Source organism: Sorangium sp. So ce327, from assembly GCF_051530205.1.
GTDB classification, from domain to species: domain Bacteria; phylum Myxococcota_A; class Polyangia; order Polyangiales; family Polyangiaceae; genus Sorangium; species Sorangium cellulosum_B.
Genome location: NZ_CP150330.1, coordinates 2,693,950 through 2,720,152 on the forward strand (window position 1 = coordinate 2,693,950; position 26,203 = coordinate 2,720,152).

The following is a 26,203-nucleotide window of genomic DNA, read 5'->3' on the forward strand; positions in this document are numbered from 1 at the left end:
GCGGCTCATAGCATACAATTTAGGAAAGACCCCAAAGCGGAAGGGCGCCCCGCGCATCGGGCCGCCCGCCGGACCGCTCGCCCAGGAGACCCCAGGTGCCCGCTCGAATCCTGATCGTGGACGACAACACGAGCCTCGCCGGAAACCTCCGCGAGGTCCTCGAGGGCGCGCGCGAGCTCGACGTGGAGGTCGCCCTCGCGCCCAACGGCAAGCAGGGGCTCGCGGCCGCCCGGCGCGACGGGTTCGACGTCGCGGTCGTCGACGTCAAGCTGCCGGACGCGAGCGGCCTCGAGCTCATCGCCCCGCTCCGCGCCGCCGCCCCCCACGGCGAGATCGTCCTCGTGACCGGCTTCGCGACCGTCGACGCCGCCATGGCCGCGCTCCGCGCCGGCGCCTTCGCCTTCATCCTCAAGTCGTTCCGCCCCGAGGAGCTCATCTCCACCGTGGCCCAGGCGATCGAGAAGATCTCGCTGAAGCGGGAGCGGGAAGAGCTCGAGCGCCGGTACCGGGCGATCATCGACGCGGCGGACGTGCTCATCCTCGGCCTGAACGCCGGCGGCAGCGTCGCGCTCTTCAACCCGCGCCTGTCCGCGCTGACCGGCGTGTCCTGCGACGCCGCGCTCGGCATGGCGTTCTGCGAGGCGCTCGTCGACGAGCCCGATCAGCGCCGGTTCAACCAGTCGTTCCTGAGCGTTGTCGAGGGCGACGCCGCCGCCGAGGTCGAGGTCGGCGTCAGGGACGCGGTGGGCGCCGTCCGCCGCGTGCGCTGGCACCTCTCCGGCGTCCGCGGCGGCGGGCGCGGCGGCAGGACCGACCTCGTCTACGGCATCGGCATCGACGTGACCGAGCGGCGCGCCCTCGAGCGGCGGGCCGCCGACGCCGAGGCCCTGAACGCCATGGCCCCGCTCGCCCTCGGGCTCGCCCACGAGATCAGGAACCCGCTGAACGCCGCGGTCCTGGAGCTCCACCTGCTCAGCCGCGGCATCGACCGCCTCTCCGACGAGGCGATCCGCGAGCCCATGAAGCGGCGCGTCGGCATCGTCGAGGCGGAGATCGCCCGCCTGGGCCGGCTCCTCGGCGAGTTCCTCGAGCTCGCCCGGCCGCGCGCGCCCCACCGGGAGCCCGTCGATCTGGCCCGCGTCGTGCGCGACGTGCTCGACCTCGAGGAGGAGGCGTTCGCGAGCCACCACGTCGAGGTCGTCCGCGATCTGGCGGACGACTGCTTCGCGCTGGGCGACGTCGAGAAGCTCAAGCAGGTGGTCTTGAACCTCGTCGTCAACGCGCTCGACGTGATGCCCGACGGCGGGGTCTTGCGGGCGTGCGCGTCGGGGGACGCGCACGAGGTGTGGCTGTCGATCGGGGACACGGGGCCAGGGATCGCGCCGACGATCCTCGCCGAGATCTTCGATCCGTTCTTCACCACGAAGGCGGCGGGCACGGGGCTCGGGCTCGCGATCGTCCGGAAGATCGTCGACCAGCACGCGGGCCGTGTGGATGTCGACGCGCACGCCGCCGACGGCACGACGGTCCGGGTGAGGCTCCCCCGCTTCGTCCCCGAGCCCGTCGAGCGACCGGCGGGTTCAACCCCACCCCGTGGCGCTGGCGCCTGACGGGGTGGGTGAGCTCCGATCAGCCGACGATGCGCATCGGGGGCTTCAGGGGAAGGGGAGGCTTGGAGCCGGGGGCGGAGGGGATCGCGGAGGGGGCGGGCTTGGGCACCTCGCCTTCGAGGGCGGCGAGCGCGACGAACAGCCGGTCCATGCCGTAGTCGAGGGCCACCTCGCGCTGGAAGACGTGGGCGACCTTGATGAGGCGCAACGACGTCTGCTTGCCGAGGTCGATCTCGCGCTCGAGGAACGCCTCGAACGAGCCGTAGCCCTTCGCCTGATACAGCTCCTGCTGCTGGATCTCGGCGAGCACCACCCCGATATCGAAGAACCCCTTGTCGAGCCGCTTGCGGAGCGTGCGGATCTTCTGGGTCTGGTTGTGGAGCTCGGCGATCTTCGCCTTGATCTCCTCGGCGCCGCTCGGCACGCGGATGGTCGCCCGGGCGCTGCCAGGGGGCGCCGGCTCCGCGGCCCGGGCCCGCGCCTCGGCGGCGTGCTTCGCGGCGTGCCGCGCAGCCCATGGCGCAGCGCCACGGAGGCCGAGCTTACGCTTCGACGCGCTCGACGCCGATTTCGAATCTTCCTTGATTACCGGATTCACGGGCTTGGCAAGCTGAGCTTCTGCGCCCCCCTTGCTGCTCGAAGAGGCCTTCTTCTTCATACCCGTCGCCTTCTCGGAGCTGCCCTGCTTTGTGATCTTCGGCATGTCGCTGCGTCCCCCGCTGGGTACGAGATCGTCGCGGCCCTTCGCCTCAAGCGCGCGCCGCCCGCGCGGCGGTAAAGACCCGCACGGCTGTCAAGCCCAATTGGCTCACCAGGTCGTCGCCTTACCAAAAAATCGACCACCCCGTCCACTAAGTTTCGGGGAGGCTTTTCGCTTTCCCGAAGGGCAGCATGACCCAAGATCGGTCCGGGAGCCAAAACCAGCGAGCATCGCACGCTATCGGGCCTCGCGGAAAGTCGGTCGTCGGGCGGACCGCTGGGTCGCGCCGGTCACATCGGTCCACGATCGCCGGCCCCGGCGGGCTCGGCGCTGCGATCCGGCGAAGGCCACGCCCGCGGCGCCTGCCGCGCGCAGGCCGCCGGCCGGGCGGTTGGTCATCCAGCAGCCATCCAGCGCATCCCGCGCGATCCCGCGTCATCCCGCGCTCCAAGCGAAGGGGTGGGTCGTGGTAGATCGCGGTGCATGACCTCTCCGCCCGCCGGTCGCGGCCCCGCCGATGACGTCCCCAAGGCCGCGGTCGCTGATGCGCCGCGTCGTGCGAGCGAGATACCGCGAGGCGCGGCGAGCAGCCGGATTGCCGTGGTGGTGAACGGCAACGCCAAGAGCGTGACTGCGGAGGTGATCGAGACGCTCGATCAGATCCTTGACACGGGGGATCTGTTCGTCTCGCGGCGGGTGGAGGAGAGCGAGGGCATCGCGCGGATCCTGGTCGACCGGGGTTACGGCACGATCCTCACGGGCGGCGGCGACGGGACGTTCACGGTGGTGGTGACGGCCGTGGTGAACGAGGCGAAGCGGCGCGGGCTGCCGTTGCCGCGGTTCGGGCTGCTCCGCCTGGGGACGGGCAACTCGCTGGCGTGGGTGCTCGGCGCGTCCGGCGGCGCGGGCGCGAAGCCCGGGCTCGCGGTCGACCTCCAGCGGCTCCGCGCCGAGGCCGGGAGCCGGAACCTGCGGCTCGTGGAGGCCGAGGACATCCTGTCGCCGTTCTGCGGCTTCGGGATCGATGCGGTGATGCTCCGCGACTACAACGCGGTGAAGTCGGCGCTCGCGCGGGGCCCGCTGAAGCGGCTCGCGCCGGGGCCGGTGGCGTACGCCGTCGCCGCGACGACGCGGACGATCCCGAGCTACCTCGTGCGGCGAACACCGCACTGCCGCATCATCAACGAGGGCAACGACGCGATCCGCGTCGGCGAGAAGGGGGCGATGCTGGGGGCGCCCATCAAGAAGGGCGGCGTCATCTACGAGGGGCCGGCGAAGATCGCGGCGCTGTCGACGATCCCCTATTACGGCTTCGGCTTCCGGATGTTCCCCTATGCGGACGATCGCCAGGACCGGATGCAGCTGCGCGTGTCGGTCGTCTCGCCGTTCACGTTCGTGCGGAACTTCTCGAGCATCTGGAGCGGCGAGTACGACGACCTGGAGACGGTGTTCGATTACTTCGTGGACGAGGTCACGATCGAGATGGACCCGGTGACGAGCTTCCAGATCGGCGGCGACGTCCGCGGGGAGCGATCACGGGTGCGCGTGCGCCTGACCGAGCCGATCCGGATCGTCGATTTCTACGCGCCGCCGCGCGGATAAGGCTCACCCGTCCGGCAGGGCGTGAGACGACACGGATTGGACCAAAGTGGCACGACTCGCGTCGTGCTCCTGGCGCAGGGTGGCACGTCAGGGCGCTTCAGGGGCTCCTGGTGCCAGATCCCCGGGGATTTCGCGGGATGAGCGGGCGGCGAGGGGCTGGCGCAACGCTTGCTCTGGGTCTGTGCCATGAACATCAAGCTGACCATTCTTCGCTCCGGTTCGATGGGAATTGCCTCGCTTGCGCTCCTCCTCGGCGTGGCGTCGATCGGCGCTGGATGCGCCGCGCAGGTGACGGAAGGGGAAAGCGGTGAGGGCACCGACGAGGGCGCGCTCGAAGGCGAGGAGCTCGAAGGGGAGGAGGCCGAGGCGGCATGTGAGATCGGCGAGTCCCGGAGCTGCACCGCCAACGGGACGGAGGGCTTCGAGCAGTGCGAGAACATCGACGGGGTGGCGACCTGGACCGGGTGCCAGGCGGGCGGCGGCGCCGCCAGCACGCCGCTCGTGCTCTCGTTCGAGCAACGGCCGGTCGAGTACGTGACCGCGATGAGCGGCGCCTTCGATCTGAGCGGGCTCGGGGCCACGATCGCCACCGACTGGCCGACCGCGGCGACGCCGTGGCTCGCGCTCGATCGGGACGGCAACGGGGCGATCGACGGCGGCGAGGAGCTGTTCGGCTCGGCGACGGTGCTCTCGAGCGGCGCCCGCGCGGACAACGGGTTCACCGCGCTCCGCGAGCTCGACACCGACGGAGACGGCCGGATCACGGCGCGGGACGAGGCGTGGTCGCGGCTCGTGCTCTGGAGCGACCGCGACGCGAACCGCGCGTCGAGCGCCGGCGAGCTCGAGCCGATCGCGTCGCGCGGGCTCGTCGCGATCGAGCTCTCGTACGGGCGCGAGCGGCGCTGTGACGCGCGCGGCAACTGCGAGATCGAGCGGGCCTCGTTCACGTTCTCGGAGGGCGCCTCGACGCGGACGGGCGCGGTCGTCGACGTGCACCTGCGCTGGCAGTGACGCCGCCGCGGGGCGGCGCGGAGCTGCGGGCGATCAGTCGTAGTACTCGTTGCCCAGGTGGGTGATGAGGTCCTCCCCCATGAGCCAGCGCATCGTGTTCTTGAGCTTCATCGACTGGATGAAGAGATCGTGCTCCGGGTACAGGGCCGGCGCGGTCATGGGGCTCTTGAAGTAGAAGCTGAGCCACTCCTGCGTGCCGCGCAGCCCGGCGCGCTGCGCGAGATCGAGGAGGAGCGCCAGGTCGAGCACGAGGGGCGCGGCGAGGATCGAGTCGCGGCAGAGGAAGTTTAACTTCACCTGCATCGGGTAGCCGAGCCAGCCGACGAGATCGATGTTGTCCCACCCCTCCTTGGCGTCGCCCCGAGGGGGGTAGTACTCGATTCGCACCTTGTGGAAGAGCTTGCCATAGAGCTCGCCGTGGACGTGCGGCTGGAGGATGTGCTCGAGCACCCCGAGCTTCGAGACCTCCTTCGATCGGAACGAGTCCGGGTCGTCGAGCACCTCGCCGTCGCGGTTGCCGAGGATGTTCGTCGAGAACCACCCCGCGACGCCGAGCATCCTCGCCTTGAGCCCCGGGGCGATCACCGTCTTCATCAGGGTCTGGCCGGTCTTGAAGTCCTTGCCGGCGATGGGGACCTCCTGCTTGCTCGCGAGCTCCCACGCGGCCGGGAAATCGACCGTCAGGTTCGGGGCGCCGTTCGCGAACGGGACGCGCTCCTTCAGGCAGGCCCACGCGTAGATCTGGGAGCTCGAGATCGCCGGGTGGTCCTCGGCGAGGCCCGCCTCGAAGCGCGCGACGGAGGAGTGGACCTCCGCGGGCGCGATATAGACCTCGGTCGATCCGCACCAGACGGCGACGGCGCGCGCAGCGCCGCTGTCGCGCAGGAAGGCGCGGATATCCTCCCGGACCTGCTCGACCATCGCGGCCTTGCTCGCGCCCTTCTTCACGTGGTTGCCGTGGAGCCGCCGGACGTACTGCGGGTAGAACACCGCGGGCATCGGGCGGATCCGCTCGAGCTCCTCGCGGACGGCGTCGAGGTGGCGGTGCTCGAGCACGTCCGCGTGCCGCGCCGACTCGTAGGCGTTGTCGGGGAAGATGTCCCACGCGCCGAACACCAGCTGATCGAGCGCCGCGATCGGCAGGAAATCCTTGATCCTCGGCGCGCGTTCGTCGGTGCGCCGGCCGAGCCGGATCGTGCCCATCTGGGTGAGCGACCCGATGGGCGCCGCGAGCCCGCGCCGCGCGAGCAGGGCGCCCGCGATGGTCGTCGTGGAGACGGCGCCCAGCCCCGGCAGCAGGACCCCGAGCTTGCCCTCCGCGGTCTTGATCTCTTTCGGCTGCTTCACGTGACGTGTTCCCCCCGTGGTCGTGGGCGCTCGCCGGGCGAGGGCGGGATCTGCCGGCGCCGTGGGCACGGCGAGCGCGAGGTCGGTCGAGGCCGCGCGGCGCTGCGACCCGCCGGGAGCATGAAGCTCGAGGGCCGCGATCACCACGGGCCCGGCGCGCGCGCGGTGGCGTTTCCCGCGGGCGCCCTTCGCGCGTTTCCGGCGCTCCCTTCCTCCCGGCGCCTCGGACGGCGGCATGAGGTGCTGCCACGAGAGGGCATGTTCGCGACGCGCCGGGCAACCCCGGCGGGCGATCACGATCAAGGGGAGGGGCGCGGGTAGCCGGCGGCGGGGGTCATCGCCTCGATCCAGGCGCGGATCGCGGCGACGGCCTCCTCGTCGACGCGCCGGGTCGCGAGCGGCGGCATCTGCTCGGGCGGCGCGCCGGGCACGTCGCGCCGGGACATGCTGCGGAGCACGGCGCTGCGATCCGGATCGAGGGGCCTCAGCCGGTCATAGCGGGCTCCCGGCGGCGCTCCGGGCGGGCGGACCTTCGCGGGCTGGTTGATCGCCGTCTGGTAGACGCGCGTGCCGCGCACGTCGCCCACCCGGCCGGCGGCGTCGATGTCGAGGCGCATCTCGAAGTGCGTCGCGACGCCGCGCGGGTGGTGGCACGAGACGCCGCAGTTGACGTGCAGCAGGCCGAGGGCGCGCCGCTCCGTCGCGGTCCCGGGCACCTCGAGCGCGGCCGCGTCGGGGAGCGGGCCGCCGGAGGTCGTCGACAGGAGGCCGCGCTCGACGAGCTCGGCATACGTCAGGCCGCCGGCGCCCCGCGCGGCGAGCTGGATCGCCTCGAATCCAAGCGGGTTGTCGGTCTTGCCAGCGTGGCAACGGATGCAGTCGACCTGCGCCGGGATCGCATAGTCGGGGGCGCCGGGGACGTGGGGGACGCCGGCCTTCACCTGCATCGCGCTCGCTCCGTCCTCCGACCAGGCGTAGGTGGCGCGCGTCCAGCGATCCTCCGCGGTCTTCCACAGGAACCTCGTCTCGATACGGCGGCTCGCGCCGGTGACGGGCAGACGGAACTCCTTCCACAGCTTTGTGCCGACAGGAAAGGTCCAGTCGTTCATCCGGGAGACATCGATGGTCGCGCCCAGAGGGAGGTAGATCCACCGCGTCTTCTCGGCGCCGTCGCTCCAGAGCTCGAAGGCCGGCTTGAACTCGCGGACACCCGCCGCGATCGTGCGCGCGCCGGGGTCGCTGTAAAGCCCGGTGCAGCGGAGATCGTGAGGATCGGTGTCGCCGTCCTTGCAAGGCGGCAGGCCTCCGGGCGCCTGGGCCGCGCCCTGGCCGGGGCGATCGCCTGTGCCGGGTGCGCGCGTGGTGGTCGCGGCCGCCGGGCCGGCCTGGTCCGGTGGGGTGGGGAGAGGTTCGGGCCGGGGCGCCTCCTGCGCGCCGCAGCCGCCGCAGCCGGCCAGCAGCAGCGACGCGGCCACGGCTTGCCAGGCGCGGCCTCTCGTGGTGAAGGTGGAGAGGGAGGTGCCCGCTTGCCCGAGAGACCGAGCCACCGGCGCGTCGTGGGGCGCGCTGCCTATGTGACGAGAGCGTGCCATCGGACCGCCTGGTGCCTCCTGCTGGCTGGCAGTGTAGCCGCCTGCGACAGGCGCGTGCAGGTCGCGGGGCCGCCCGAGGAGCCTCGCGAGGGCGGCCCTCCCGGCCAGGCCGCGGCGGGGAGCCCGGTCCAGGCGGCTCAGGGGGGCACGGGGGCGCCTGGCGCGGCGCTCGCCGCGCAAGACACGCCGGCCACGCAGGGGGCGCCCGCCGCGCAAGGCGCCCCCGCGGCGCAGGCGGCGCCCGCGAGCGCCTCGGATCTCGCTCGCCCGGCGAAGTGCGGGGGCGTCCCGCAGCTGAAGCTCACCCTGGTGGCGAGCGGGCTCGAGCAGCCGACGTATGTCGCCGGGCCGCCCGGCGATCCGTCGCGCCTCCTCGTGCTCGAAAAGACGGGGGTCGTCCGGCTCATCAAGGGCGGCGCCGTCCAGCAGGCGCCGTTCCTCGACGTGCGATCGCGAGTGTTCTTCCCGGCGCCGAACGCGGAGGGCGGCCTGCTCGGGCTCGCGTTCCACCCGGACTACGCGAACAACGGGCGCTTCTGGCTCCACTACTCGTCGGCCCCGCGCGGCAACGTGGTGATCGAGGAGTGGAAGCGCGCGGCGCAGGGCGGCGACGCCGCCCATCCCGAGCCGGTCAGGTCGCTGGTCGACGTGAAGCACGGCGCCTGGAACCACGTCGGCGGGATGCTCGCCTTCGGCAAGGACGGCCATCTCTACGCCGCGATCGGCGACTCCGCGCGATCGCCGAGCCCCGCGGCCGATCTCACCTCGAAGCTCGGCAAGATCCTCCGCATCGACGTCGATCAGCCGGGCAAGGCGCCGGCGGGCAACATGACGAGCGGCGACCCGATGATCTGGGACTACGGGCTCCGGAACCCGTGGCGGTTCAGCTTCGACCGGCTCACCGGGGACATGTACATCGGCGACGTCGGCCAGAAGAGCTGGGAGGAGATCCTGGTGGAGCGCCCTGGCCAGGGCAGGAACGATTACGGCTGGGAAGCGATGGAGGGCGCCCATTGCTACCCTCCCGGCACGACGTGCAAGCCGCGCGGCCTCCCGCCCGCGGTCGAGCACCCGCGGAGCGAGGCGGGCTCCATCGTCGGCGGCTATGTCTACCGCGGGGCGAAGATCCCGTGCCTGCGCGGCCGTTACCTGTACGCCGACTACGTGACGGGCCGCTTCTTCTCGTTCGTGTGGGACGGCAAGGCAGCGACCGATCCCGTCGAGCTGACCTCGGCGTTGAACCCGAACGGACTCCCGTCCTCGTTCGGCGAGGACGCGGCCGGGGAGGTCTACGTGGTGATGTTCAACACGGGGCGCGTCTACCGGCTCGATCCGGGCTGAGGTGATTCCACGGCCGCCGGCGCGTCGCCTGCTCTCTCCGGGACGGGCTGTCGACCCGGCGGCGACGAAGGGCTCCGCCGCAGCGCTGTGTCGAGGAACTCGCGCACGTCGTGCTCGAGCCGACGGTGGAACGCCTCGCGATCGAACCCGGCGCGATCGATCGCGGGCAGGAAGTCCGGGCGCCGCATCTGGGGAGGAAACGGGCTCAGGAACGCGTGATGGTTCGCGTTCTCGACGACCTTGAACGTGACCTGGGCCGGGTCGGGGACGAGGTCGAGGACGAGCTGCCCCTGCCATCTCGGCGCGATGCGGTCGTGCTCCGCCACGAGCAGGAGGATGGGCGCCTCGACGTCCTTCAAGGCGTCGTTGGGCACGAACCAGCACGCCGCGGGGGCCATCAAGACGAGCGCCTTGACGCGCGGGTCCTTCGTGACAGCGACCCTCTGCCCCGGCCCCGTCCAGGGCTGCCCGCCCGCGAGGGCGAGCGCGGTGTAGCCACCCATCGAGTGCCCGATGACGGCGATGTCGTCGCCCTGCAGGCGAGGCCCGAGCTCCGCGTCGGAGCAGACAGCGTCCACGGCCAGCCGGGCGTGCCGGGGCCGGCGCTCCAGGTTCTCGACCGCCTCGGTCAGGGACCGATCGTTGCGATTGTCCCCGGGGTGCTCGGGCATCGCGACGACATAGCCGCTCTGTGCGAGGTGGGACGCGAGCGTCCGATACGCGAGGGGCGTCCCGCCGCCGCCATGCGAGATGAGCACGAAGGGGAGAGGGCCGCCGTGCACGGGCGCGTTCCTGGCGACCTCCAGCGAGTAAGGCCCCATCGATACGACCTCGGCAGGGACGTGCGTCGGGTACATCACGAGGACCGGGAACGAGAGGTCGTTCATCGGGTCTCGAACGGTCAGGCTGCGGCAGCCCACGAATCGATTCATGCGCGTTTCTCCGGACGGTGTCGGGGGGATGGGAAGACCCAGGACGATGCCTGTCTGGTTATCAGAAGCTCACGGGCGCGACCAGGCCCACGTCGATGATTCCGCCGTTCGGAGCCGCCACGCGGGTTCGTGGTAGCGTCGTGTGCTCCGATAGTCGCGGAAGGGGGCGCAGTCGCGTGAAAAGGGGCGGCTCCAGTGCGCACGAGCAAGAGATCGAGATGGAGCGCGCACGCGCACGGGAGACGGGGGACGCAATCCAGGTCATGAACGCTTACGAAATTTTCAATTGCTCCCTGGCTTTCGCCTCTCGTTCAATTTTCGCTGAAAAGGGTCTGCTGAATCAGGGGATTCCTTAGCGTAAAGACCGCTCGGCGGCGTGGGACGTAGAAGCTCGCCATGGAACGGCGGGCTCGCGGCGGGTGAGCGCGCGCCGTGCTACCGTCGCTCGCGGCGGCTCGCGATCGGAGCCGCGCCGCGGGCCGTGGAATGACGGCACGAGGCACACGGGGGCGCTGGGAGGGGGTTGCCATGCTCCGGGTTCGACCCGCGAGGCAGCGAGGAGCGCGATGACGCGCGTGGAGAGCTGGTTCGGCATCGCGCGTTCGCTCGCGATGTATTACGGCGTGCCGCTCCGCGCCGGCCGGATGGCTCGCCTTTACGGGCAGTTCGTGACGCCGGGCTCGCTCTGCTTCGACGTCGGCGCCCACGCGGGGAATCGCATCCGCACGTTTCGCCGTCTCGGGGCGTGCGTCGTCGCCGTCGAGCCTCAAACCGCGTTCGTTCGCCTGCTCCACGGCTTCTATGGGCGTGACCGGGACGTCGTCGTCCTGCACGCCGCGCTCGGTCGGGCACCGGGACGAGCGCGCCTCTTCGTCAGCGAGCGAGCACCGACGGTCACGACGCTGTCGCGCTCCTGGATCGATAAGGTACGGAGAGATCCGTCGTTCCGGGGCGTGAGATGGGCCGAGGGCGCAGAGGTCGAGGTACGCACGCTCGACGCGCTGATCGACGAGTTCGGCGTCCCCGCCTTCGTGAAGATCGACGTCGAAGGCTTCGAGGCCGAGGTCCTCTCGGGCCTCTCGAGGCCGCTGCCCGCGCTCTCCTTCGAGTACCTGCCCGCCGCGCGGGAGATCGCGCTCGAGTGCGTCGAGCGGCTCTCCTCGCTCGGAGAGTACCGCTATAACTGGTCCCGCGGAGAGAGCCTCGTCCTCGGCGAAGCGGCGTGGCTCGACGCGGGCGGCATCCGCCGCTTCCTTGCGTCGCTGACCCCCGGCTCGGGCTCGGGCGACGTCTACGCCCGCGTGGGTCCGGTCCGAGCGTGAGCGTGGCGACCCCGGAGGGGGTCGAGCACCGCCGTGGAAGCCGGGCGGGCTTGTCCGAAGGTGGTGGAGGACCGTCGGTGCGTGACAGGCGCGCCGAGAGGGGGCGACCGCCTCGTCACGGAAGCTCGACCAGGGGTCATCGCGGCGGGTCGACACGCAGCGACGCGCGCCGGTGCGCACCATGCCGCGGCGAGCGAGGCGCTGCTGCGTTACGTGCTGCGACCCACGATCGCAAAGGAGCGCGTCGAGCCGCAGCAGGACTGCCTGCTGCGGCTCTCGCTCAAGCGCGCCTTTGCGGACGGGACTGTCGCGGTGGATATGGATCCGGCTTGATTTGCCTGCGCGCTTGCGCTTCCTACACCCTGGTGGTAGTCACCTCCTCGAGGTGAGGGATTACTGGTTATTTAGAGCGTGGAGGCTCCACGGCTTCGGCGGTGAGAGGACCTATGTGCTGCGAGCACGTGATGCACCGGCCGAGCCGGCTGGGGCCCATCTCGAGCCTGTTCCTGCCATGTTCGCTTCGTTAGCCGTCGATGACTGGCGGGACGACAATGTTCGCGTCCTGCAGGACATGTTCTGCGAACTCACACTCAGCAGCTTGTCGAGCTTGCACGCCTATGACCAGCGAGTGGCCCGCGAGCTGATCGGCGTTCGCCTGCGGCAAGCCCTGCAGAGGGGAGAGCTCGTCGCCTTTCGCGAGGCTCGCACGCCGGCACCGTTCGTGCCGCGAGGCGTGGGTGCGAAAACACCGGAGCCGCCACAGCCGCCTCTGGAGGCGCCGGCCACGCTTTCGTTCTACGAGATCATCCTGCTCGATGAACTCGATGCTCCCATTGCGGGCGTGCGCTTCTCCATGCGCACGCCGGCCGGCACGTTCACGAGGACGACCGATGCTGGCGGCGTCGCCCGCGTCGATGACCTACCGCCTGGCATCGGTAACGCGTCCGTGGTCGACTTGGCCGAGCTGCGGGAGAGCTTGAAGGAGCGCGAGCGCAAGCCACGCCGCACGGCTCCACCACCCGACGGGGACGCGTGGCACATTCGCACGCTCGCGCGAGCGCTTGATCCGATCACGGTGCCCAGCGGCGAGCGACAGCACCTCATGCTGGTGACACGAACCGACGTGTTTGCGCTTGTCGCAGGTTGGGAAAGGCTATCACTTGCCGATGCGGCAGGCCCCTGGACCTTCCATGGGGGCACCGAGACGGTGCTGCGCCTGCATGCCGATTCGGCGGAGCGAAAGGTTCAAGTCCTTGGCCAACCGTTCTCCCTACCCGAGTTCCTGCCCCCGAAGAACGATCCTCTACCAGGCGAAGCGGAGCGCTGGGAATCACCAAATATCTATATCGTCCAGCCGGGAGATACACTGAGTCTCATCGCCGCGCGCCATCTTGGCGCCGTGGATCGCTGGGGTGAAATCTGGGCACGGAATCGAGCATCGTACGAGGGTCGAACCCCCGACCTCATCTATCCGGGCGACCGCTTCGTCATGCCTGATGATGCCCTTCCCCCCTGGTTGCGCGCTGCCTCAATCGATGCGCCCCCACAGCCCGCCGGCGACCTGACGGCGCCGGAATGGCTCAGCGTCGCCGTGGACTGGATTCATGAAGCGCTGTTTGACAAGGACTTCGACACGGTCATCTCCCTCCTGGAGAGCCTGCCCATCGAGCCCTCGCCGCCCCCAGCGCAGGCACCAGCGCCCATCCTCGAAGAGCTCATTTTTCGAGCTCACTTGACCCACCTGGCCTTCGAGGGGCAGGTCGATTCGCCCTACTCGGCGTCGGAGGAGGGATGACCCTGCGCATCGCGGTCACCTGGCCAAACGCAAACAGCCCGCTTCTCCCGGACAACCTCGCTGACGTGAGACTGGAAGCCGGAGGCACACCGCTCACGCCAAAGCAGGCTGCGCCGGGGCGGCGGGAGTACGAGATCCCGGACGGTGCGGCGAAGCTCTCGCTGAAGGCGAGTTTTTCGGTTGCGTTCGGTCCGGTCAAGGGTACGGCCAAGAACCCGGATGTGCTGATCGACGTCGGAGCGATGACCCATGTCGTGCTCCGAGCCGAGCAGGAGTTCGATGTAGTCGACGGCGGAACGCGGCTACGACCGGTGGATCAACCGGCGTACGCAGGCCCGCATCCGCTCGTTCACATGGTCGGAGCGGCCAATCTTCATGCCGCTGTCTCCATCAAGCTTCGCACGGAGTTCGTCGACATCACGCCGTTCTGGAAAGTCTACGCGGCGGTCTGGAGCTATTACGAGGCCGAGCATAAGCCGGGTACCACGCTCCTGGTGCTCGGCGCGACGGGCGCGACACCGATCATCTGGTTCGCGAGCATCCCGGACGCCTGCCTTCATTGCACCAACGGCTTCGCCTCGTGCCTCATATTCTTCCGCCCGGAAAACTATATCTATACCCAGGTGAACCAGCCACACCAGATGGCCGCACTGGCCCGGTATCTCCTTAAACCCAAGGAGGCGGACGATGCAACGGCCCAGTCGTGGGAACGCGACTACATCGCCGGCGACGGATACAACCTCATCCGCTGCGGGTTCGAGGATGCGCTCGCACGGAGCCAGCGCGCTGTGGTGATGCTTCACCCCTGGCCGAGCGGCACGGCTTTCGGCGGCGCAGCGGGCAGCGAGCTGCCAGCTCTCTGCTCTGGCGCGCTTCGCCTGCTCTGGGCCGATCAGCACATCTTCCGGGGGACAGCCAATGTTCGACTCGGCCGTCTCGGTATCTCCGGCTTCAGCCGGGGTGGCGGTAGCCTGTGGCCCGCGCTGGCCTCTAACATTGGTCGGGTCGATGAGGTGTACGCCTTCGATTGTGTCGGCACGGACACGAGCGCCGGAACGATCGTGCAATGGTACAATAGTCGTCCCGAAGCGCGGCTCCGGATGGTGGGTGGCGCGTACAACGTCGCGAAGCACCAAGCCATCTACCGAACGATTCAAACTACGAACGGGGTGACGGGGCCGCTCACGCACGTGACAGCGATCCCCGAGAGCAACGAGGGGTATGCGCCCAGGGGCAACCCGCTCTGGGATCACGTCCTCAAGGAGCGGGAGGACCTGCGAAGCCATCCCGATACACGGCATCAATTTGCGATTTTCGGCGGCTACATAGCCCTGCCCGGACCGTTCGCGCTGACGTTCCTGCTACGGTTCCTCAAGGAATCGCTGTTCATGGTCCCTTGAGTGCGCTGAATGCGCCTCTCAGGGGGCGCGCCGGAGGGCACGGCCTTGCCAGGTATAACGACCGCGGCCGCTGCAGACGCGCCGGTACACGTCGCGCGCCGATTGCCATGCCGCACGGCTTTCAGGCGCGGCGCCGCGGTGGGCCGCGTCGACGGCGTTGAGGGCATCATCGCAGGACGAGCCGGCGGCAGCGGCGGCCGAGTCCGAGAACCGGAGCACGCCCTCCTCGACCCGCGGCACGATCGCGACCCTGCAGATGGCCGGGTTCTGGGGAGCGCAATCCTCAAGTGCCGCCGAGGAGGGCACGTCGAGTACTGGCCGGAGGGCGCTGCCCTCCGCGACGTAGAGCACCGTGTGTGCGACAAAGGGGACGAGCGCGGCCTTCTGCTCGCGCCCGCGCCAGCAGACAAGCAGCTCGGCATCGGGCAGAACGAGCGTCCCGCTGCAACTGCAGTCGTTGACCGGCTGAGGTGGGCTGACGGCGAGCGTCGACCAGCAGGCAGCGTCGGGCCGCCACCGTACGCCGCGGGCCGTGAGCCAGTCATCAACGTCGAACGGCGTGGCTGCATCGACCTTTGGACGCCCATCCGTCATCGCGGGGATCGGCGCGACCGCGGACGGCGGAGCGAGAACGCCGGCAGATGTCGCGGCGCCACCGGATGCGGTTGGAGTGACGCTGGACGAGGAAAGCGGAGACGTCCCAGACGGCGGTGGGCCGGTGGTGGATACGTTCGGCGGCACCGGCGACGATAGGTCGCACGCGATTAGGCTCGACGCGGCGAACAGGCGGGTGGTGAACGCGAGGAGGAAGCAAGCGGCTCGGTGCATGTCGGACGCAGGGTATAGCGCGGGGGCGGGTCAGGTCCTGCATGCAAAGGAGGTCTTACGGTGAGCAGCGTGGGTGCGCGCGTGGTCCACGTGATCGGCCTCGGCGCTCAGGCGTCGGTCGGCCTCACGTGCCCTCCACGATCGCGCCGGTCCGCGGCGCAATTTGCCGGTTTCACACTTGGGACCACCTGCGCAACTGCCGCACCGACGACGCGTACGCCCGCCTCGGTCCGGTCCGAGCGTGAGCGTGCTCGAGCACCGTCGCGGGAGCCCGGTGGGCTTGGCCGGAGGTGGTCGAGCACCGCCCCGTGAACGAGCCGGGCTGCGCGCCGAGGCGCCTTCGGCAAGGCGCTTCACCCGGCGCGGGCGAGCTCGTCGCGCACCGCTGCCGTGAGCTCGAGCGAGCGTACGCGCGCGGCGTGATCGAAGATCGGCGAGCTCACGATGAGCTCGTCGGCGCGGGTGCGGGTGATGAAGGCGTCCAGCCCGCGCCGCACGGCCTCGGGCGAGCCGACGACCGAGCAGGCCAGCGACTGCTCGAGGCCGGCGCGGTCCAGGGGGCTCAGGTCGCGCTCGAAGTCGTCGGACGGCGGAGGAAAGGGCCCCGGCCGGCCACGGCGCAGGTTGACGAAGGCCTGCTGGAGCGAGGTCCACAGCCGGCGCGCCTCCTCGTCGGTGCCGGCCGCGACCACGTTGATCCCCAGCATGACGCGGGGCGCTGCGAGCTCGTCCGAGGGGCGGAACTCCCTGCGGTACAGCGCGATCGCCTGCGTCATCTGGCCCGGCGCGAAGTGCGAGGCGAAGGCGTAGGGGAGGCCGAGCGCCGCGGCGAGCTGCGCGCCGAAGAGGCTGGAGCCGAGGATCCAGATCGGCACGCGGAGCCCGGCGCCGGGCACGGCCTGAACCGGCTGGCCAGGCTCCGCCGGGCGGAAGTAGCCCATCAGCTCCAGGACGTCCTGGGGGAAGCCGTCCGCGTCGCCGGCCAGGTTGCGCCTGAGCGCGCGGGCGGTGAGCGGGTCGGAGCCCGGAGCGCGCCCGAGGCCCAGATCGATGCGCCCCGGAAAGAGCGACGCCAGCGTGCCGAACTGCTCGGCGATCACGAGCGGGGCGTGGTTCGGCAGCATGATCCCGCCCGCGCCGACGCGGATCGTCGAGGTGCCGGCGGCCACGTGCGCGATCACGATCGACGTCGCGGCGCTGGCGACGCCGCCCATGTTGTGGTGCTCGGCCAGCCAGTAGCGGTGATAGCCGAGCCGCTCGGCGTGGCGCGCGAAATCGAGCGAGTTGCGGAGCGCCTGCGCGGCGTCTCCGCCCTGGACGATCGGGGCAAGGTCGAGAACGGAGAACGGAATCATGTTGGACACCTCGCCAGACTGTTGCACGCCACGGACGGTTGCGGCAGCGCCCGGGGACCGGCGCGGCTCGTGGCGGTCTCCGCGCGCGATCGCGGCGAGGAGGTGCCCCCGCCAGCGCGCGCCCCCGCCGGCGCGCCCCCGCCGGCGCGCCCCGCGGCGCGTCGCCCCGCGGCGCTCCAGCCGTCTGGAACGCCATGACGCGGCCGCGCCCGCTGTATTACGCTCGGCTCGTGCGCCGTTCGTCCTCGCCGCTGCGCCGCCTACCGCAGGTCCTGCTCGTCGTCGCCGCCTCGGCCGCCGCTGTCGCGTCGCCCGGGGGAGCGGCTGCGACCCTCTGGCCCAACGTGCCCGAGCAGATCGCGCGCGCGCTCACGTCGGGCGACGCCCTGGAGCGGCGCCTGGCCGCGACCCGCGTCGGCGAGCTCGCCCCGGAGACGGCGATCAAGCTGATCCAGCGGGGCATGAGCGATCCGGACGTCGAGGTGCGGCTGCACCTCGCCGGGGCGGCCGTGCGCCTCCGGATGCCGCGCGCGGGGGACCTCGTGATCGAGTGGCTCGGCGAGGGGGACGCGCGCCTGCGGCTCGCGGCCTGCGACGTGATCCGCGCGGCGCCCACGGACCGCTCCGTCGTCGCGCTCGGGCGGGTGCTCGGCGATCCCGACCCGCACGTCCGCCTCGCCGCCGCGACCGCGATGGGCGCGGCGGGGCTCCCGGACGCTGTCTCGCCGCTGCTCGGCCACCTCGACGACACCGCGCCGGAGGTGCGCGCGGAGGTCGCGCGCGCGCTCGGCCGGATCGGCGACGCGCGCGCCGTCGTGCCGCTGATCGGCAAGGTGCAGGACTCGGTGCCGGAGGTCCGCAAGGCCACGGCGCGCGCGCTCGGAGAGCTCGGCGACCCGCGCGCGGTCAGCGCGCTGCTGCTCGCGCTCCAGGACGCATCCCAGGACGTGCGCGTCGAGGCGGTGACCGCCCTCGGCCGGCTGCGCTCGGACGACGCGACGTCGGCGATCGCGGATCTCGTCACGGCGTCGCCGGGGGCCGCGGGCGCGTTCCCGGGGGCGCGGCCGTCCGACAGCGCCACCTCGAGCAACGACGTGCGGGAGGCGGCGCTCCGGGCGCTCGGCCGCATCGGCTCCGACGCGGCCGTGAAGGCGCTGCTCGCGGCGCTCGCGAAGGACAACCCCGCGGCGCCGCGCTCCGCGGTGCGCGACGCCCTCGTCAGCGCCGGCGCCGCGGCCGTCCCCGCGCTCGTCGCGGCGCTCGCGGCCGCGCCGTCGGCCAACACCGCCGCGGGCGCCGCCCTCGTGCTCGGCGAGCTCAAGGCCAGGGAAGCGCTGCCCGCGATCGAGCGGGGGATGCAGCGGGGCGTCGTCCCGCTCCGGCACGGGCTGCGCGCCCTCGGCGCGCTCGGCGATCCCGCGGCGCTGCCCGGCGTGCTGGAGCTGCTCGGCGACGCCGACCCCGCGGTCCGCGCGGAGGCCATCCGCGCCGCGGCCGCGCTGCTCGATCCAGCGCGGCCCGACGGGCGCGCGGTGGACCCGGCGCGCGCCCTGCTGGTCGACCCGGCGACCGCGCCCGACGAGAAGCTCGCCCTCGTCCAGCTGCTCGGGCGCACCGGGTCGCCGCGCGCGCAGGCGGCGCTGCTGCCGCTCGCCAAGGCGCGCTCCACGCCGCTCCGCCTCGCCGTGATCGAGGCGCTCGGGGCCGCGCGCGCTGCAGGGCAGCTCGGCGCGGCCGTGGACGCCGCCCTGCTCGCGGCGCTCGACGACGAGTCGGCCGACGTGCGGCTCCGGGCGGCGATCGCGCTCTCCCGCGTCGCCGGCCCAGGGAGCGCCCGGCCGCTGCTCCAGCGCCTCACGGTCGCGGCGGAGCAGGACCGCGGCGCGCTCGGCATCGCCCTCTCGGGCGCCCTGTCGCGCGCGGACGGCGCGAAGGACGCGCGCGACGCGAGCGGCAAGGGCCTCGTCCACGAGGTCGCGGCCGCGATCGCGAGCGCGCCGGACGCCGCGCGCGACGCGCTGATCGAGGGGCTCGGCCGCATGCCGGGGCAGGCCGCGGGCGCCGCGCTCGCGCGGATGGCCTCGGCGGCGCCCATCGACGATCGCCGCAAGATCGCCGAGGCGCTCGCGGGGCACCCGGAGGCCGCCGCCGCGCTGCGCAAGCTCGCGGGTGATCCGGATCCCGGCGTCCGCGCCAACGCGGTCTGGTCGCTGGGCGCGGCGGGGGACAAGGACGCGCTGCCGCTGCTCCTGCCGCTCCTCAAGGACCCCGACGCCGCCGTGGCGGGCAACGCGGCGGGCGCGATCGGGCGCGCCGCCGGCCGCGCCGGGCAGCCGGCCCGCGCGGCCGCGGCGCTCTGCGCGGCGCTCCCCGACGCGCGCCCCTACGTGCGGGCCAACGCGCTCGCGGCCCTCACCGTGGCCGGCGCCCGCTGCGACGGCGACGCGGCCCGGGACCTGCTCGCGCGCGATCCCGCGGAGGCGGTCCGCCTCGCGGCCGCCGACCACCTCGCGCGGAGCGGCGCCGACGACGATCGCCGCGCGCTCGCCCGCTGCGCCGCCGAGGACAGGAACGCCACGGTCGCCGGGCGCTGCGCCCGCGCCGCGGCGCCCCGCGCGCCGGCCGCCGGCGCCGAGGACGTCGCGGTCTTCATCGTCCCGTTCGACGCGGGCCGGGGCGGCTCGGTCCGCGACGCGCCGGCCCCGCGCGCGCCCTTCGCGCTCGTGCGCGCGGACGGGCTCATGCGCCTCGGCGTCGCGGACCGGCGCGGAGAGATCTTCGAGCGCGGCGCTCCCCGAGGGCCGATCCGCCTGACCGTCCCGGCCCCGCTCGTGAAGTGAGCCCGCGCCCGCCGCGCTGAGCCGGACACCATGCGAACCCGACCCGACGTCGAGCTCCGGATGTCCAGGACCGTCCACCCGGGCGACGTCGTCCTGGTCGAGCTGGTGCTCCGCTGCCGCGGGAGGACGCCGGTCGACGCGATCGAGCTCCACCTGGAGGGCATGCAGGTCGCCCGCGTCGAGGAGCGCGTCCTCGTGCCGCCCCACTTCCTCTCGCTCGTCGCCCGCGTCTCGGGGGCGACGACGCTCCCGGAGGGCGAGCAGCGCTACCGCGCGAGCTTCCCGCTCCCGGACGACGCGCCCTGCTCCTACCTCGGCACGCGCGCCGAGATCCGCTACGGCATCACGCTCTCCATCGCGATCCCGTGGTGGCTCGACGTCCAGGAGTCCTACGAGGTGCTCGTCACGCCCCGCCCCGTCACGCGCCCGGGCCGGTCGCCGGCCGCGGGGACCACGGCGCGCGGCGACAGCCCCTTCGTCGAGGTCTCGCTCGACGATCGCGTCTTCGCGCCGGGCGACGAGATCTCGGGGGCGGTGGCCCTCGGCAACGTGCAGGGCCGCGGCGTGCGCGGGATCGAGATCTCGCTGGTCGGCGTCGAGCGTCTCCTCAGCGCCGACCGCTCCGCGCCGAACCGCGCGACCGAGGCGCACCGCTTCACCGCCTTCCGCCGCGCGGACAGCCGCGACGAGGGGCGGGAGCTGCCCTTCCGGTTCCGGATCCCCCGCTCGGTCGCGCCGTCGTTCGACGCCGGCTGGGTCGCCCTCGTCTGGGGGCTCGAGGTGCGCGTCGATCTCGCGCGCGCGGACGGCGTCGTCCACACGACGCCGCTCGTGCTCGGCGTCTTCGACAGCCCGCCCGGCCTCGGCGCGATGCGGCGGCAGATCGGCTCCGGGAGGTGGCGCGCCGTCTGGGAAGCGGTCGGCGCGCGCCACGGCCTGTCCCTCGACGCGCTGGAGCTCCGCCTCTCGGGCACGCTCTCCGGCGCCGCGGCGTCGGTCTGGATCGACGCGGGCTCGTCGTCGAGCGGCGCGCTCGTGGGCGAGCTGCGCTGGCCCTCGTGGGGGCTCGACCTGGAGGTCGGCGTGAAGCGCTTCCTGCTCGCGCTGTCGTCCGAGGACGACGAGGGCTTCGGCCGCCGTTACCGCGTGCGCGGGCGCGATCCCGGCCAGGTGCGCGCCGTGATCGCGGGGCCGCTGCGCCGGGCGCTGCTCGCCTTCGACGACGTCCGGCTGGACGACGAGCACGTGTCGGTCCGGTCGCGGACGCCGGGCCACGATCAGCCCTGGCTCGGCGCGTTCCTGGAGCACCTCGCCGCGCTGGCGGCCGAGATCGGCGCCGCGAAGAAGCGCATCCCGCCGCCCACGCCGATGGCGGGGATGCGCGCGGCCTGGGAGCGGTTCGCGGCCGAGGTCCACGGCCGCTTCGAGGTGGGCCGCATGCGCATCCGGGACGGGCAGGTCGACGGCGCGACGTTCCACGTCGACACCTGCTTCGAGCGAGGCCCGCACCCCGAGCGCTCCGAGATCACGCTGGTGGTGGATCCGCCCCTCGACGCGGGGCTCGATCCCGACGATCCCGAGCAGCTGCGCGCCGCCTCGCCGAGGGCGCGCGAGGCGGTCAAGGGCCTGCAGGCCCGCACGCGCGCGCTCCGGATCGCCCCGCACGCCATCGTGATCACGCTGCCGGCCCCGCTCGAGGACCCCGCCACCCTGCGCGATCTGCTCGGCGAGCAGCTGCACGTGGCGGCGCTCCTGCGCGGCCCGCGCGCCGCCCGCCCGTACCGCTGAGCGGCGAGGAGCGGGCGCCCGGGCGGGGGGCAGCACTCTGGAACCGGGAATCCCCCTAGGGCGCGCGGCTCGCTGATTTCCACACAAAACGCTGGCGGATCCGGGCTAGAGTCCCCGCCCATGCTCGACAAGCTTTCTCGCGAAGAACGCCTCCAGCTGATGCGGTTCATCTGTTCGTTCGCCTGGGCTGACCTCCAGGTGCGCGACCAGGAGCGCGAGTTCGTGCGCAAGATGATCCTGCGGCTCCACCTGGACGCGGAGGAAGCCAAGCAGGTGCGCGGCTGGCTCGAGGTCCCGCCCGCGGCCGACGACGTGGATCCGATGAAGATCCCGCGCGCGCACCGGCAGCTCTTCCTGAACGCCGCGCGCGAGATGATCTCGTCCGACGGCGAGATCGGCGAGGAAGAGCGCGAGAGCCTGAGCCTCCTGGATCAGCTCACGCGCTGACGCGGGCGGGGGGGCGACGGATGACGGACGACGGACGGCGGATGAGCCGGTGAGCGGTGGAACGATGAGCACGATGGCGCAGGGAGGGGCCGGCGAGGGCCGGACCCCCGCGGAAATGGGAGCGAGCTCGGCCGAGAAGCCCTGGGTCGGCGTGATCATGGGCGGCAAGAGCGACTACGAGCACCTCGCGGTCACGAGCGAGCTGCTCACGCAGCTCGGCATCCCGCACGAGGTGCGCGTCGTCTCGGCGCACCGCACGCCGGACCGGATGTTCGAGTACGCGAGCACGGCCGCGGAGCGCGGGATCGAGGTGATCATCGCCGCCGCCGGCGGCGCCGCCCACCTGCCCGGGATGGTCGCCGCGAAGACGGTGCTGCCCGTCATCGGCGTGCCCATCCCCGCCACGGCGCTGAACGGGATGGACGCGCTGCTCTCGATCGTCCAGATGCCGAAGGGCGTCCCCGTCGCCACGATGGCGATCGGCAAGCCCGGGGCGGCCAACGCGGCCCTGTTCGCGGCGGCGGTCCTGTCGGGCAAGCACCCGGAGCTCCGCGAGCGCCTCGCCGCCTTCCGCGGCGCCCAGGAGGCGGCGGTGCTACGCGACTCGGTCATCGTCTAGCTCGTCAGGCCTCGTCAGGCCTCGTTTCGGTCCCCCTCTACAGGTCCTCCGGAAATGCCCATCGCTCCCGGCTCCACGCTCGGTATCCTCGGTGGCGGCCAGCTCGGCCGCATGACGGCGCTGGCCGCCCGCACGCTCGGGTACAAGGTCCACGCCCTCGACCCTGACCCGGACTGTCCGGCCCGTTCGGTGCTCGATCACTGCATCGTCGCCTCGTTCGACGACGTGGCGCAGGCGGCCGAGCTCGCGTCGCAGTGCGACGTGGTGACGCTCGAGATCGAGAAGGTCGCAACGGACGGCCTCGTCGCCGCCGCCCGGTTCGCGCCGGTGCGCCCGTCGGCCGACGTGCTGGCCATGGTGCAGGATCGCGGCGTCCAGAAGGGATGGCTCTCGCGCAACGGCTTCCCGGTGGGGCCCTTCCGCGAGGTCGCGACGAGCGAGCAGCTCCTCGAGGCGACGCGCGCCATGGGCGGGGCGTGCTTCGTGAAGTCGTGCGTCGGCGGGTACGACGGCCGCGGCCAGCTGCGGCTCTCGGGGGACGCGGGCTTGGACGATGGCGGCGGCGGCGCCGGCGGTATCGAGGGCGAGGCCGCAGCGCTCTTCGCGTCGCTCGGCGGGCAGCGCTGCGTCGTCGAGCAGGCGCTCGACCTCGAGGCCGAGCTGTCGGTGCTCGTCGCGCGGAGCCCGAGCGGCAAGCTCGCGGTCTACCCGCCGGCGCTGAACCACCACGTCGACCAGATCCTCGACTGGTCGCTGCTGCCGGGCCCGCTCTCGGCCGCGGTGACGGGGCAAGCGGTCCAGATCGCGCTCGACCTCGCGGTCGGCCTGCGCGTCGAGGGGCTGCTCGTCGTCGAGCTCTTCCTGCTCAAGGACGGCCGCCTGCTCATCAACGAGCTCGCCCCGCGGCCCCACAACAGCTACCACGCCTCCGAGGTCGCCTGCGCGACGAGCCAGTTCGAGCAGGCGGTCCGCGCCGTGTGCGACCTGCCGCTCGGCTCGGTCGAGATCGTCCGCCCCGCGGCGATCCTCAACCTGCTCGGCGACGTGTGGCTCGGCGGCGCGCCGCCGCCGTTCGAGGCCGCGCTGGAGATCCCGGGCGTCCGGCTCCACCTCTATGGCAAGCGGGTCGCCCGCCCCGGCCGCAAGATGGGCCACCTCTCCGCCACGGGCCGCACGCCGGAGGAGGCGCTCGTCGCCGCGAAGCTCGCGATGGCCCGGCTCTCGGCGCAGGCCGGGCTGCCGCTCCCCCCCGGGCGCTGACGCGCCGCCGGCGGGCCTCCGCCGGCGCACGACGCTCTCCACGGCTGCCCAGGGTGGCGCGGCGCGCGCCGCGCCATCGCGTCGACGGTCGACGGACTCGTCCCGTTCGCGTCGATTCATGAGCCGCCGGTGAGCCGCGGCGCAACTGCATGTTCGGGACGGCCCTGGAGAGTAGGGAGGTGTGTTCTCGCGTGCTCAGGTTCGGTGTCGCCTGCGGCGTGGCGGGCGTCCGGGCGCGACGGCGACGCCGCGGCCGCGCGCGGCGATCTCGGCGGATTCAATGGTCTCGAGCGCTCGTGCGGAGACATCTCACGGTGTCTTCGTCCACAGGGGCAACGCACGCTGGCCGGGGCGGAATCACGCGCACTGGCTATCAGGACGAAACATCGATATAGGATGCATTTGATCTGAACACACGCCCTGGACTTCGACGAATATCTCGCACAGAGGCGCCGTTGTGGCATGTTCGATTCTCAACAGGTCACGACCGTGGAGACTCCGGCCGTGCCCCTGCTTGCAACCCTGTCCATCTCGGGCGGCGTGACCGCCCGAGGAGGAGCAAGTCGATGAAAAGAACCTCATTCATGGTGTTGGCGTGCGTGGCGGGCGGGCTGGGCAGCGTGTCGTGCGGGGGGGCGGACGCGGGCGACGACGCCACGCACGAGACTGAGCCCCAGTTCTCTGTCGACGCGGAGGGCGGGGTCTTCACCGGGGATGATGGATTCAAGATCGAAGTGCCTCCGGGGGCCGTCAGCGCGGCGACGGAGCTCACCATCGAGAACATCGTGGACGCCCGGGAGGGCGCGGTAGGCCCCACGTACCGCCTCGGTCCGGAGGGGCAGACGTTCGCCAAGCCGATCAAGCTCACGCTGCCGATCACCGTGGAGCTCGAGGCGGAGCTCGGGGAGAATACCGTCCTCGATGCCTACGGCTTCTCCGCGCCGACGGGCTCCGACGTCTTCACGCCGCTCGAGCAGCACGAGGTCTCTGCCGCGGAGCTGATCACGGAGACCACCTCCGTGGGCACCTTCTACGCCGGGATGATCCCGGCGGGGGTGATGGCGAGCCAGCACGCCTACCCGATGGCGCTCGCGGCCGACGACACCTACCTCTACTTCGCGAGCGGCGGCACCGAGTCCACCGCGCCCGCGGACTCGAACGACGGCTACATCTATCGCGTCGAGCCGGGCACGACCGAGGTGGAGGCGATGACCCCCGCGGATCCGGACCCCAAGGCGCTGTGGGTCAATGCCTCTCACGTGTACTGGGCGAGCGGCGGAGACAACGATCCGGTCATCCCTTCGGCGCTCAAGCGCGTCGACAAATCGACCCTGGCGATGGAGACGCTGATCGAGATCGGCTACGTGCTGAGCGTCACCGGAGACGAGTCGTCCGTCTATTTCGGCGATGGTGACGGACACAACATCTACAAGATGCCGCTCGACGGCGGCGAGCCCGTCGTGCTCGCGGCCGACGCCGGCGCGCCGGAGTACCTGGCGCAGGACGCAGAGAACATCTACTGGACCGGTGGCTCCAGGACGAACAAGGTCTACAAGGTGGCGAAGTCGGGCGGGGACGTGACCGTCATCGCCGAGAACGAGGGGGAGCCGGCCGGGATCGCGGTGGACGCGGAGTTCGTCTACTGGGCCAACGCCGGCGACGGCGGCGTGTTCAAGGCGCCGATCGCCGGAGGGGCGAAGACGCTGATCTACCAGGGGGGCTCGATGGGGGGGCTGGCCCTCAGGGGCTCGACGCTCTTCTCGACGGACATGAGCCGGAACCGCAGCGTCCAGGCCCACGATCTCGGGAGCAATACGACCGTCGTGCTCGCGCTCGGCCAGCACTTCGCCTGGCGCATCATCGCCCCGGAAGGTCAGGACGTGTTCTGGACCAACGGCGGCGATTATCGCTTCGAAGGACAGATCGTGTCCTACCGCGCTCCTTGAGCGCGCGCCTCCGGCGGCGATGCCGGGCAGCAGGACAGCAGGGGCGAACGCCAGGTCGCGCGATTCGTGGGCCGCCGATTTGTGAGCCGCCCATGAGCCGCGGCGCGACTGCTCACCCGGGACCAGCGTGACGGGCAGGGGGTCCCACACGCTCATGCCTGGCTTCGCTTCCAGCGACCCTGGGGCTCTGCTGTCGCGTGAAAGCGACGGCGGCGCCGGGGCCGCGGGCGGCGAGCTCGGCAGAGTCAATCGTCATCAATCGTCTTCACTCCCAGCGCGGAGAGCGCTCACGGTGTCTTTGTCTTCATGGCGAGCGCATGCTGGCCGGGGCGGAACCACGCGCGTTGGCCGCCGGGACGGACCATCGACCCGGGAAGCTGTTGATCCGAAAGCACCCGATCCCAGCTCCAACGACCCTCTCGTGAGAGGCGCCGCTGCGGCATGTTCGCATCTCATCGGCTCGCGACC

General features: G+C 71.8%; 19 protein-coding genes. 13 read left to right on the forward strand and 6 right to left on the reverse strand.

Annotated features, from left to right (window positions below; translation table 11 throughout):
* The first annotated feature begins 95 nt into the window (after nucleotides 1-95).
* Nucleotides 96-1,610: an ATP-binding protein gene (locus tag WME95_RS10190; protein ID WP_437908208.1), complete on the forward strand. Its 1,515-nt coding sequence runs from the start codon at nucleotides 96-98 to the stop codon at nucleotides 1,608-1,610.
* Nucleotides 1,611-1,629: 19 nt separating this feature from the next.
* Here the strand turns inward: WME95_RS10190 and WME95_RS10195 are convergent, their stop codons facing one another.
* A complete protein-coding gene (locus tag WME95_RS10195; protein ID WP_012234436.1) occupies nucleotides 1,630-2,313 on the reverse strand; it encodes a hypothetical protein in 684 nt (227 codons plus the stop codon).
* A 480-nt stretch (nucleotides 2,314-2,793) separates the two neighbouring features.
* Here WME95_RS10195 and WME95_RS10200 point away from each other — a divergent pair, with 480 nt between their 5' ends.
* The gene (locus WME95_RS10200) at nucleotides 2,794-3,912 is read left to right on the forward strand and encodes a diacylglycerol/lipid kinase family protein (RefSeq protein WP_437551343.1); all 1,119 of its coding nucleotides are present in this window, start codon (nucleotides 2,794-2,796) and stop codon (nucleotides 3,910-3,912) included.
* A gap of 186 nt (nucleotides 3,913-4,098) precedes the next feature.
* Nucleotides 4,099-4,923 carry a calcium-binding protein gene (locus tag WME95_RS10205; protein WP_437908209.1) on the forward strand — a complete coding sequence of 275 codons (825 nt, stop codon included), beginning with the start codon at nucleotides 4,099-4,101 and terminating at the stop codon, nucleotides 4,921-4,923.
* Between the two features lie 33 nt (nucleotides 4,924-4,956).
* On the opposite strand, the gene WME95_RS10210 is transcribed toward WME95_RS10205, so the two are convergent.
* Nucleotides 4,957-6,270, reverse strand: a complete 1,314-nt coding sequence (locus WME95_RS10210) for an inositol-3-phosphate synthase (protein WP_437910969.1) — start codon at nucleotides 6,268-6,270, stop codon at nucleotides 4,957-4,959.
* A 299-nt stretch (nucleotides 6,271-6,569) separates the two neighbouring features.
* Nucleotides 6,570-7,817 carry a hypothetical protein gene (locus tag WME95_RS10215; protein WP_437908210.1) on the reverse strand — a complete coding sequence of 416 codons (1,248 nt, stop codon included), beginning with the start codon at nucleotides 7,815-7,817 and terminating at the stop codon, nucleotides 6,570-6,572.
* Here WME95_RS10215 and WME95_RS10220 point away from each other — a divergent pair.
* Entirely contained in the window at nucleotides 7,797-9,203 is a 1,407-nt protein-coding gene (locus WME95_RS10220) for a PQQ-dependent sugar dehydrogenase (RefSeq protein ID WP_437908211.1), read from the forward strand. The genes WME95_RS10215 and WME95_RS10220 overlap by 21 nt on opposite strands.
* Here WME95_RS10220 and WME95_RS10225 read toward each other — a convergent pair.
* A complete protein-coding gene (locus WME95_RS10225; protein ID WP_437908212.1) occupies nucleotides 9,182-10,135 on the reverse strand; it encodes an alpha/beta hydrolase family protein in 954 nt (317 codons plus the stop codon). The two genes, WME95_RS10220 and WME95_RS10225, sit on opposite strands and share 22 nt — an antisense overlap.
* A 566-nt stretch (nucleotides 10,136-10,701) precedes the next feature.
* On the opposite strand from WME95_RS10225, the gene WME95_RS10230 reads away from it, so the two are divergent.
* The 3 genes from WME95_RS10230 to WME95_RS10240 all read left to right on the forward strand — a co-directional run bounded on the left by WME95_RS10230 (nucleotide 10,702) and on the right by WME95_RS10240 (nucleotide 14,652).
* On the forward strand, nucleotides 10,702-11,457 hold the full coding sequence (locus WME95_RS10230; protein WP_437908213.1) for an FkbM family methyltransferase: 756 nt from the start codon (nucleotides 10,702-10,704) through the stop codon (nucleotides 11,455-11,457).
* A gap of 511 nt (nucleotides 11,458-11,968) precedes the next feature.
* Nucleotides 11,969-13,252 carry a LysM peptidoglycan-binding domain-containing protein gene (locus WME95_RS10235; protein ID WP_437908214.1) on the forward strand — a complete coding sequence of 428 codons (1,284 nt, stop codon included), beginning with the start codon at nucleotides 11,969-11,971 and terminating at the stop codon, nucleotides 13,250-13,252.
* Nucleotides 13,249-14,652 (forward strand): hypothetical protein, encoded by a 1,404-nt coding sequence (locus WME95_RS10240; protein WP_437908215.1) that lies wholly within the window; start codon nucleotides 13,249-13,251, stop codon nucleotides 14,650-14,652. The genes WME95_RS10235 and WME95_RS10240 overlap by 4 nt, the downstream gene beginning before the upstream one ends.
* 18 nt (nucleotides 14,653-14,670) lie before the next feature.
* Here WME95_RS10240 and WME95_RS10245 read toward each other — a convergent pair whose 3' ends face one another.
* Nucleotides 14,671-15,246 (reverse strand): hypothetical protein, encoded by a 576-nt coding sequence (locus WME95_RS10245; RefSeq protein ID WP_437908216.1) that lies wholly within the window; start codon nucleotides 15,244-15,246, stop codon nucleotides 14,671-14,673.
* Nucleotides 15,247-15,833: 587 nt separating this feature from the next.
* Nucleotides 15,834-16,835, reverse strand: coding sequence for an LLM class flavin-dependent oxidoreductase (locus tag WME95_RS10250; protein WP_437908217.1), 1,002 nt, complete (start codon nucleotides 16,833-16,835; stop codon nucleotides 15,834-15,836).
* A 230-nt stretch (nucleotides 16,836-17,065) separates the two neighbouring features.
* On the opposite strand from WME95_RS10250, the gene WME95_RS10255 reads away from it, so the two are divergent.
* From WME95_RS10255 to WME95_RS10280, 6 genes are all read left to right on the forward strand, one after another.
* Nucleotides 17,066-19,675, forward strand: coding sequence for a HEAT repeat domain-containing protein (locus WME95_RS10255; RefSeq protein WP_437908218.1), 2,610 nt, complete (start codon nucleotides 17,066-17,068; stop codon nucleotides 19,673-19,675).
* A gap of 30 nt (nucleotides 19,676-19,705) precedes the next feature.
* Nucleotides 19,706-21,463: a hypothetical protein gene (locus tag WME95_RS10260; protein WP_437908219.1), complete on the forward strand. Its 1,758-nt coding sequence runs from the start codon at nucleotides 19,706-19,708 to the stop codon at nucleotides 21,461-21,463.
* Between the two features lie 120 nt (nucleotides 21,464-21,583).
* Nucleotides 21,584-21,910 (forward strand): TerB family tellurite resistance protein, encoded by a 327-nt coding sequence (locus WME95_RS10265; protein WP_437551368.1) that lies wholly within the window; start codon nucleotides 21,584-21,586, stop codon nucleotides 21,908-21,910.
* A gap of 115 nt (nucleotides 21,911-22,025) precedes the next feature.
* Complete coding sequence (gene purE / locus WME95_RS10270; protein ID WP_173427451.1) at nucleotides 22,026-22,529, forward strand: 5-(carboxyamino)imidazole ribonucleotide mutase; 504 nt, start codon at nucleotides 22,026-22,028, stop codon at nucleotides 22,527-22,529.
* Nucleotides 22,530-22,583: 54 nt separating this feature from the next.
* The gene (gene purK / locus WME95_RS10275; protein ID WP_437908220.1) at nucleotides 22,584-23,789 is read left to right on the forward strand and encodes a 5-(carboxyamino)imidazole ribonucleotide synthase; all 1,206 of its coding nucleotides are present in this window, start codon (nucleotides 22,584-22,586) and stop codon (nucleotides 23,787-23,789) included.
* A 566-nt stretch (nucleotides 23,790-24,355) separates the two neighbouring features.
* Nucleotides 24,356-25,735, forward strand: a complete 1,380-nt coding sequence (locus WME95_RS10280) for a DUF5050 domain-containing protein (RefSeq protein WP_437908221.1) — start codon at nucleotides 24,356-24,358, stop codon at nucleotides 25,733-25,735.
* Nucleotides 25,736-26,203: the final 468 nt, after the last annotated feature.

What these genes read in the sequence shown, in the direction of transcription:
- WME95_RS10195 (WP_012234436.1), bottom strand. Translation starts at nt 2,313, where the DNA reads ATGCCGAAGATCACAAAGCAGGGCAGCTCCGAGAAGGCGACGGGTATG.
- WME95_RS10200 (WP_437551343.1), top strand. Translation starts at nt 2,794, where the DNA reads ATGACCTCTCCGCCCGCCGGTCGCGGCCCCGCCGATGACGTCCCCAAG.
- WME95_RS10205 (WP_437908209.1), top strand. Translation starts at nt 4,099, where the DNA reads ATGAACATCAAGCTGACCATTCTTCGCTCCGGTTCGATGGGAATTGCC.
- WME95_RS10225 (WP_437908212.1), bottom strand. Translation starts at nt 10,135, where the DNA reads ATGAATCGATTCGTGGGCTGCCGCAGCCTGACCGTTCGAGACCCGATG.
- WME95_RS10230 (WP_437908213.1), top strand. Translation starts at nt 10,702, where the DNA reads ATGACGCGCGTGGAGAGCTGGTTCGGCATCGCGCGTTCGCTCGCGATG.
- WME95_RS10235 (WP_437908214.1), top strand. Translation starts at nt 11,969, where the DNA reads ATGTTCGCTTCGTTAGCCGTCGATGACTGGCGGGACGACAATGTTCGC.
- WME95_RS10240 (WP_437908215.1), top strand. Translation starts at nt 13,249, where the DNA reads ATGACCCTGCGCATCGCGGTCACCTGGCCAAACGCAAACAGCCCGCTT.
- WME95_RS10245 (WP_437908216.1), bottom strand. Translation starts at nt 15,246, where the DNA reads ATGACGGATGGGCGTCCAAAGGTCGATGCAGCCACGCCGTTCGACGTT.
- WME95_RS10250 (WP_437908217.1), bottom strand. Translation starts at nt 16,835, where the DNA reads ATGATTCCGTTCTCCGTTCTCGACCTTGCCCCGATCGTCCAGGGCGGA.
- WME95_RS10260 (WP_437908219.1), top strand. Translation starts at nt 19,706, where the DNA reads ATGCGAACCCGACCCGACGTCGAGCTCCGGATGTCCAGGACCGTCCAC.
- WME95_RS10265 (WP_437551368.1), top strand. Translation starts at nt 21,584, where the DNA reads ATGCTCGACAAGCTTTCTCGCGAAGAACGCCTCCAGCTGATGCGGTTC.
- purE (WP_173427451.1), top strand. Translation starts at nt 22,026, where the DNA reads ATGGGAGCGAGCTCGGCCGAGAAGCCCTGGGTCGGCGTGATCATGGGC.
- purK (WP_437908220.1), top strand. Translation starts at nt 22,584, where the DNA reads ATGCCCATCGCTCCCGGCTCCACGCTCGGTATCCTCGGTGGCGGCCAG.
- WME95_RS10280 (WP_437908221.1), top strand. Translation starts at nt 24,356, where the DNA reads ATGAAAAGAACCTCATTCATGGTGTTGGCGTGCGTGGCGGGCGGGCTG.